Genomic DNA, 6,794 nt, shown 5'->3' on the forward strand with positions numbered 1-6,794 from the left:
CTTTTTTTATTTTAAAGCTTTAGATTGTACAAATCTAGAGCTTTTTTATATATTAAATTATCAAAATTTATAAATATATTGTTATTTTGGTGAGATAATTAAAAATAAAATTTTATAAATATAATTAGTTTTTATAACTAAATTGTCAGTTAAATTACGCAATAAAATGTGTAAAAAATGGATTTATAAAAAAATTTAGCATTAAATTTTACATAAAGAATATAGTATTAAACAGTATTTGGGAATTTATAAAGAAAAAATTATAAAAAATATAGAATAATACTATTGAAAGTTGTTAATATATATAATATAATGAATATCAAATAAAACAATTAGTTAAAAGCTAAGAAGGAAATTAGTAAAAAGCAAGTTTATATTCAGAGAGTGAGTGGTTGGTGAGAACTCATTATAATGGTTTTTGAATCTATTCCAGAGCTTCTAGTAAAAAGCTAGACGTATACCTACGTTACAGGTCTGAGAGGATTATATTTTTATATAATCAATTAGGGTGGCAACGCGGATCAAAGACTTTCGTCCCTTTTGTAGGGAATACGAAGGTCTTTTTTTATTACAATAAATCAAACAAGTGCTTGTAAAATTAAATTTATTTTAGTATATACCATTAAAAATAACGTTACCATTACTGAAAAATTAACAAAAAAAGAGAAATAAAATAGTTTATATCAAGTAACATTTTCCGTATAGTTTTAAAAGGGTGAAGGATTTAATAAATATATTTAGATTATAAAAATAAATAGGAGGATAATAATATGTTAGATATCAAAAGAATAAGAGAAAATTTAGAAGATATTAAAAAAGCTATGGACAGAAGAGGGGAAAAAGAGTTTGATCTTGATGCTGTAGTTGAATTAGATGATAAGAGAAGAGAATTACTTAAAGAAGTTGAAGTAATGAAAAATGAATTAAATGTTGAATCAAAGAAAATACCTCAACTTATAAAAGAAGGTAAAGATGTTGAAGAAGCTAAAGCTCAATTAAAAGAATTATCTGATAAGATAAAAGGATTCGATGAAAAAGTTAGAGAAGTTGAAGCTGACATGGAATATAGATTAATGAGAATACCTAATGTTCCTCATCCAGATGTTCCACAAGGAACTACTGATGAAGACAACGTTGAAGTAAGAACTTGGGGAGAAACTACTAAGTTTGATTTTGAAGAAAAAGCTCACTGGGATATAGGAACAGGTCTTGGAATATTAGATTTTGAAGCAGCTGGTAAAATAACTGGATCAAGATTTACTTTATACAAAGGATTAGGAGCTAGACTTGAAAGAGCTTTAATAAACTTCTTCTTAAATACTCATACAGATGAGCATGGATATACAGAAGTATTACCACCATTTATGGCTAATAGAACTAGTTTCGTAGGAACAGGACAATTACCTAAATTCGAAGAAGATATGTTTAAGTTAGAAGGTTTAGAGTACTTCTTAGTGCCAACTGCTGAGGTTCCTGTAACAAATATACACAGAGATGAAATATTAACAGCTGAACAATTACCAATAAAATACTGTGCATACACTCCTTGCTTTAGATCAGAAGCAGGATCTGCTGGTAGAGATACAAGAGGTTTAGTAAGACAACATCAATTCAATAAAGTTGAATTAGTTAAGTTTGTTGATCCTGAGAAATCTTATGAAGAATTAGAAAAATTAACTAATGATGCTGAAAAGATGTTACAATTATTAGGATTACCATACAGAGTAGTTAGAATATGTACAGGAGATTTAGGATTCACTGCTGCATTTAAATATGACTTAGAAGTATGGATGCCAAGTTATAACAGATATGTTGAGATATCTTCTTGTTCAAACTTTGAAGACTTCCAAGCTAGAAGAGCAGGTATAAGATTCAAGAGAGATAAAAAATCTAAAGCTGAGTATGTTCATACATTAAACGGTTCAGGATTAGCAGTAGGAAGAAGTTTAGCTGCTATATTAGAAAACTACCAACAAGCTGATGGATCTGTAGTAGTTCCAGAAGCATTAAGACCATATATGGGTGTAGATGTTATAAAAAAGAATGAATTATAAGATATAAATACTTATTAATATAAAAGAGAGCTTGTATAAGCTCTCTTTTTTTTATACAAGTAAATTATATCTTATCCGATTTTCTCATATATAAATTATAGCGACTAAGCTTAAATGTTTTGTTAATGTGGTTGTTCAATTAACTGATTAGTTTCATAGTTTATTGGTGATATGAACTAAGTAAATTTTATATAAAATATGGTAATTTGGAAGGAGAATTATATAAATAATTTAAGTGAAAAACAGAAATACTAATTAAAATGATTTTATATTTTTTAAGCACAAATTAAATTTAAGTTGAATTATAAATACAATTGTGATAATATAAAACTGTTATAAGTTTTAGGAGGCAATATGGAAAAGTCATTCTATATGAAAGAAGCATTAAAAGAAGCATATAAAGCATATGAAAAGAAAGAGACACCTATAGGAGCTGTAGTTGTTAAAGATGGTCAAATAATAGCAAGAGCACATAATCTTACAGAAGAATTAAACGATTGTACAGCTCATGCAGAAATATTAGCTATAAGACAAGCGGCAGATAAATTAGGTGGATGGAGACTTATTGACTGTGATTTATATGTAACTATGGAACCATGTGTTATGTGTAGTGGGGCAATAGTAAACTCAAGAATAAAAAAACTTATAATAGGAACTAAGCATATAAAAAATTCATACACTGAAAAGCAGCATGAATTCAAAATAGATTATTATAAAGACAGTAACGTTGATATCTCATTTGGAGTATTAAAAGATGATTGTTCTAATATATTACAGGAATTTTTTAAGACTTTAAGGAAAAGATAATTAGGGGAGATGGTCGAGTCGGTCGAAGGCGCTCGCCTGGAAAGTGAGTATGCGTTAAAAGCGTATCGTGGGTTCGAATCCCACTCTCTCCGCCAGAGGAAATTTAAATATGGTTGTAATTTTGCTGTACTAGATGGGGAGGTAGCGGTGCCCTGTAACCTGCAATCCGCTATAGCAGGATTGAATTCCATCTAGAGGCTTATCTTTTGTAGGGCCGCCCTAAATAAGTGGTGTTGAAACATAGGTCCTGCGCAATGGAAGCTCATGAACCCCGTCAGATCCGGAAGGAAGCAGCGGTAAGTGACCACTTTCGTGTGCCGCGGGGGTGCCTAAGTGGAGCTAACTGTTTAGGTAACGCCTATGAAAGTAAGTCAATAGATGGTGTACAGCATTTAATATATAAAAACTAATCCCTTAATAAATATTAAGGGATTTTTTGATATGTATAATATAATAAATATAGTAAATAACTTTGTTTAAAAATAATGATATAATATTTCAATATATTGGATAAATAATATATTATAATGAATTAATATATAAAGTAATCGTAACAAATAAATAATATACTATAATAAATTGATATTAAGTATCTATCAAACATATTATTTAGGTATATAAATTTATAATTAAGTAAAATTACTAAGAATGAATTTTATTAAGGAGAGATGGCCATGCATAAGGCATTATATAGAGCATATAGACCACAAACATTTGAAGATGTAGTTGGACAAGAACATATAATTAGAACTTTAAAAAACCAGATAGAAAATGATAATGTAGGACATGCATATGTATTTTCAGGTACTAGAGGTACAGGTAAGACATCTACAGCTAAAATATTTGCAAGAGCAGTAAATTGTACTGAAAGTATTAATCAAGAACCTTGTAATGAATGTGATGTGTGTAAAGATATATTAAATGATAATATAATGGATGTTATAGAGATAGATGCGGCATCTAATAATAGCGTAGATGATATAAGAGAGCTTAGAGAAAGTGTTAAGTACTCACCTGCTAAAGCGAAATATAAAGTATATATAATAGATGAGGTACATATGCTATCTCAGGGTGCATTTAATGCATTACTAAAAACATTAGAAGAGCCACCGTCATATATTATATTTATATTGGCTACAACAGAACCACATAAAATACCAGCTACAATTTTATCAAGATGCCAGAGATTTGACTTTAAAAGAGTTACAGTCAAAGATATGAGCGATAGAATGAAAAAGATATGTAAAGAAGAAAATATAGAAGTTGAAGATAAAGCTCTTAATTTAATATCTAGAAACTCTCAAGGAGCTTTAAGAGACGCTTTAAGTATATTAGACCAATGTATATCTTTCGGAGATGATAAGATAGAGTATAAAGATGTTGTTGAACTTTTAGGAACTGTAAATGTTGAACAATTATTTGATATGGCTGAATGTATAATAAACCAGGATACAAAAAAATCACTTCAAATACTAAATGAGTTTGTTATATGGGGAAAAGATATAAGAAACTTAATCAATGACTTAATAGATCATTTTAGAAACCTGATGGTATGTAAAGTATCAACAGATTTAGATGAGATAATATCTTTACCAGAAGAAATCGTTAATTTATTGAAAGAACAAGCTGAAGGCGTAGATATAAATGATTTAATAAGGGTTTTAAATATATTATCAGTTACTCAAGATAATATAAAGACATCATCAAACCCGAGGGTTTTAGCTGAAGTTACTATGATGAAAATTGCTCAACCTATGTTTGATGAAAGCAAAGAGTCCCTTATTAAAAGAATTGAAAATTTAGAAAAAACGATTGAGAGTGGAAATATAAAGGTATCTACTGATAATGTATCTAATAATATTGAAGAAGATGAAAAAGTTAATATAGTAGAAGAAGTAGTATATGAAAATGTAAAAAGTGAAGATGTTAAGTTAATAGAGGCCTCTTGGGATAAAATAAGACTAAATATTAAACAAGATAAACAAAATAAACAAATGCCAGTATATTTCTTATTAGGAGATGTACAAAGCTTTAATGTTTCTAATAATAGATTATACATAATCTATGGAGATGGATTTGCTTTTGCTAAAAAGAGACTAAGTGATCCTCAGACATTACAGTATATAGAAAAAGTAATAAGGGAGACAATAAATAGAAGTTTTAGCATAAAAGTTATATTAGAATCAGAAGTTAATAATATAAAACTTGAATTAAAAAGTGATAGGCAAGATGAAGGTGAAGAGATTTTAAAAGGTATAGTAAGTGAAGATATATTAGAAATAAAAGACAGTATAGAAGAGAAATAAGTAATAGTATTAATAAGTTAATATTATTATTTTATTAAATAAAACAAGATTAATAATAAATGCTATTATGATATAATAGTAAAATAAAAAAAATCGCTTTGCTCAGTCGCTCAAGTGGTTCGCCCACACGTGGCTCAAACGACCTATAAACCAGGTCCGTTGCTCAAGCTTAGCGTTAGTAAATTATAATTTATCCATAAACCAGATAAATTACAATTTACTTTAATATAAAAATAAGTTTTTTAGGAGGAATTAGTTATGGCTAAGAAAGGTTTTGGAGGCGGAATGATGCCTGGAAATATGAATAATTTATTAAAGCAAGCTCAAAAGATGCAAGAAAATATGCAAAAAATGCAAGCAGAGTTAGAAACTAAAGAAATAGAAGCTTCAGTTGGTGGAGGAGCTGTTACTGTTAAGGTTAATGGTAAAAAAGAAGTTTTAGATATAGCTATAAAACCAGAAGTTGTTGATCCAGATGATATAGAAATGTTACAAGACTTAGTTTTAAGTGCAGTAAATGAAGCGTTAAGAAGTGTTGAAGAGATGCAAGCAAATCAAATGAGTAAAGCAACTGGAGGAATGAATATCCCAGGATTATTCTAGTAGGTGATAATATGCAGGTTTATACAGGTCCCATAACGAGACTAATAGAAGAGTTTTCAAAGCTTCCTGGTGTAGGAAGAAAAACAGCTCAAAGACTAGCTTTTCATGTTATTAATATGAATACTAATGATGTAGAAGCTTTATCTAAGGCTATTGTAGAAGCTAAAAGAGAAATAAAGTATTGCTCAGTTTGCTGTAATATATCAGATAATGATATATGTAGCATGTGTGCTAATAAAAATAGAGATGCTAGTATTATTTGTGTAGTGGAAGATCCTAGAGATGTGGCCGCTATGGAAAGAACTAGAGATTATAAGGGACAATATCATGTTTTACATGGTGTTATATCTCCTATGGATGGTATTGGGCCAGATATGATAAAAATAAAAGAGCTTATTCAAAGAGTAGGAACTCAAGATGTGACTGAAATAATAATGGCTACAAATCCAACTATAGAGGGGGAAGCTACTGCTATGTATATAGCTAGACTTCTAAAACCTATGGGTATAAAAGTTACGAGAATAGCTCATGGTCTACCTGTGGGTGGAGACTTAGAATATGCAGACGAAGTTACCATATCTAAAGCTTTAGAGGGTAGAAGAGAAATATAAAAATCGAGGTAAATGCCTCGATTTTTTTGTCGTTAAATTTTAGTTAGATTTATTGAATAATATATACCATTATTATATAATTTGTGTTATATTTAATTAAAAATTTAAACAGGGGTGCAACATGAAATCAACTATGAATTTAGAAGAGCATGAAGTCATGAAAAAAAAAGAGTTAAAAAATTAAGTTCAAAAGGCAAGTCTAAGTATAATGAGCAAGATGATATGAGTGTTTTGCTAAAAAAGAAGACTAATAAAAGCTCAAAGAGTAAAAATACGGATTTTAGAAATAATTATAAAAATTATCAATATGATTATGAAGAAGATTTTTACGAACCTAGATATTAAAATAAAACGTAAAATAAGAAATTAAAATATATAAATAAAAAAGCAATATACTTAAGGTATATTGCTTT

At 28.9% G+C, this 6,794-nt stretch carries 6 protein-coding genes, 1 tRNA gene, 1 other RNA gene and 1 other annotated feature; all 8 genes read left to right on the forward strand.

Features of this window, described 5'->3' with window-relative positions; genetic code table 11:
* Positions 1-336 precede the first annotated feature (336 nt).
* Positions 337-542, forward strand: a binding site (T-box leader).
* Positions 543-770: 228 nt separating this feature from the next.
* The 8 genes from serS to BN899_RS20230 all read left to right on the forward strand — a co-directional run bounded on the left by serS (position 771) and on the right by BN899_RS20230 (position 6,726).
* A complete protein-coding gene (gene serS, locus BN899_RS17990) occupies positions 771-2,054 on the forward strand; it encodes a serine--tRNA ligase (RefSeq protein ID WP_042278370.1) in 1,284 nt (427 codons plus the stop codon).
* Between the two features lie 354 nt (positions 2,055-2,408).
* Positions 2,409-2,861, forward strand: coding sequence for a nucleoside deaminase (locus BN899_RS17995; protein ID WP_042278372.1), 453 nt, complete (start codon positions 2,409-2,411; stop codon positions 2,859-2,861).
* Between the two features lie 3 nt (positions 2,862-2,864).
* Positions 2,865-2,956: transfer RNA gene (locus BN899_RS18000), tRNA-Ser, on the forward strand.
* 29 nt (positions 2,957-2,985) lie between these two features.
* Positions 2,986-3,250, forward strand: an RNA gene (gene ffs / locus BN899_RS18005) — signal recognition particle sRNA large type.
* A gap of 285 nt (positions 3,251-3,535) precedes the next feature.
* A complete protein-coding gene (gene dnaX, locus BN899_RS18010; protein ID WP_042278374.1) occupies positions 3,536-5,167 on the forward strand; it encodes a DNA polymerase III subunit gamma/tau in 1,632 nt (543 codons plus the stop codon).
* Positions 5,168-5,425: 258 nt separating this feature from the next.
* Complete coding sequence (locus BN899_RS18015; protein ID WP_042278376.1) at positions 5,426-5,770, forward strand: YbaB/EbfC family nucleoid-associated protein; 345 nt, start codon at positions 5,426-5,428, stop codon at positions 5,768-5,770.
* 11 nt (positions 5,771-5,781) lie between these two features.
* Positions 5,782-6,381, forward strand: coding sequence for a recombination mediator RecR (recR, locus tag BN899_RS18020; protein WP_042278378.1), 600 nt, complete (start codon positions 5,782-5,784; stop codon positions 6,379-6,381).
* A gap of 222 nt (positions 6,382-6,603) precedes the next feature.
* The gene (locus BN899_RS20230) at positions 6,604-6,726 is read left to right on the forward strand and encodes a hypothetical protein (RefSeq protein ID WP_278245012.1); all 123 of its coding nucleotides are present in this window, start codon (positions 6,604-6,606) and stop codon (positions 6,724-6,726) included.
* The last annotated feature ends 68 nt before the right edge of the window (positions 6,727-6,794 follow it).

The organism is Faecalimicrobium dakarense (genome assembly GCF_000499525.1).
Classification (GTDB): domain Bacteria; phylum Bacillota; class Clostridia; order Peptostreptococcales; family Peptostreptococcaceae; genus Faecalimicrobium; species Faecalimicrobium dakarense.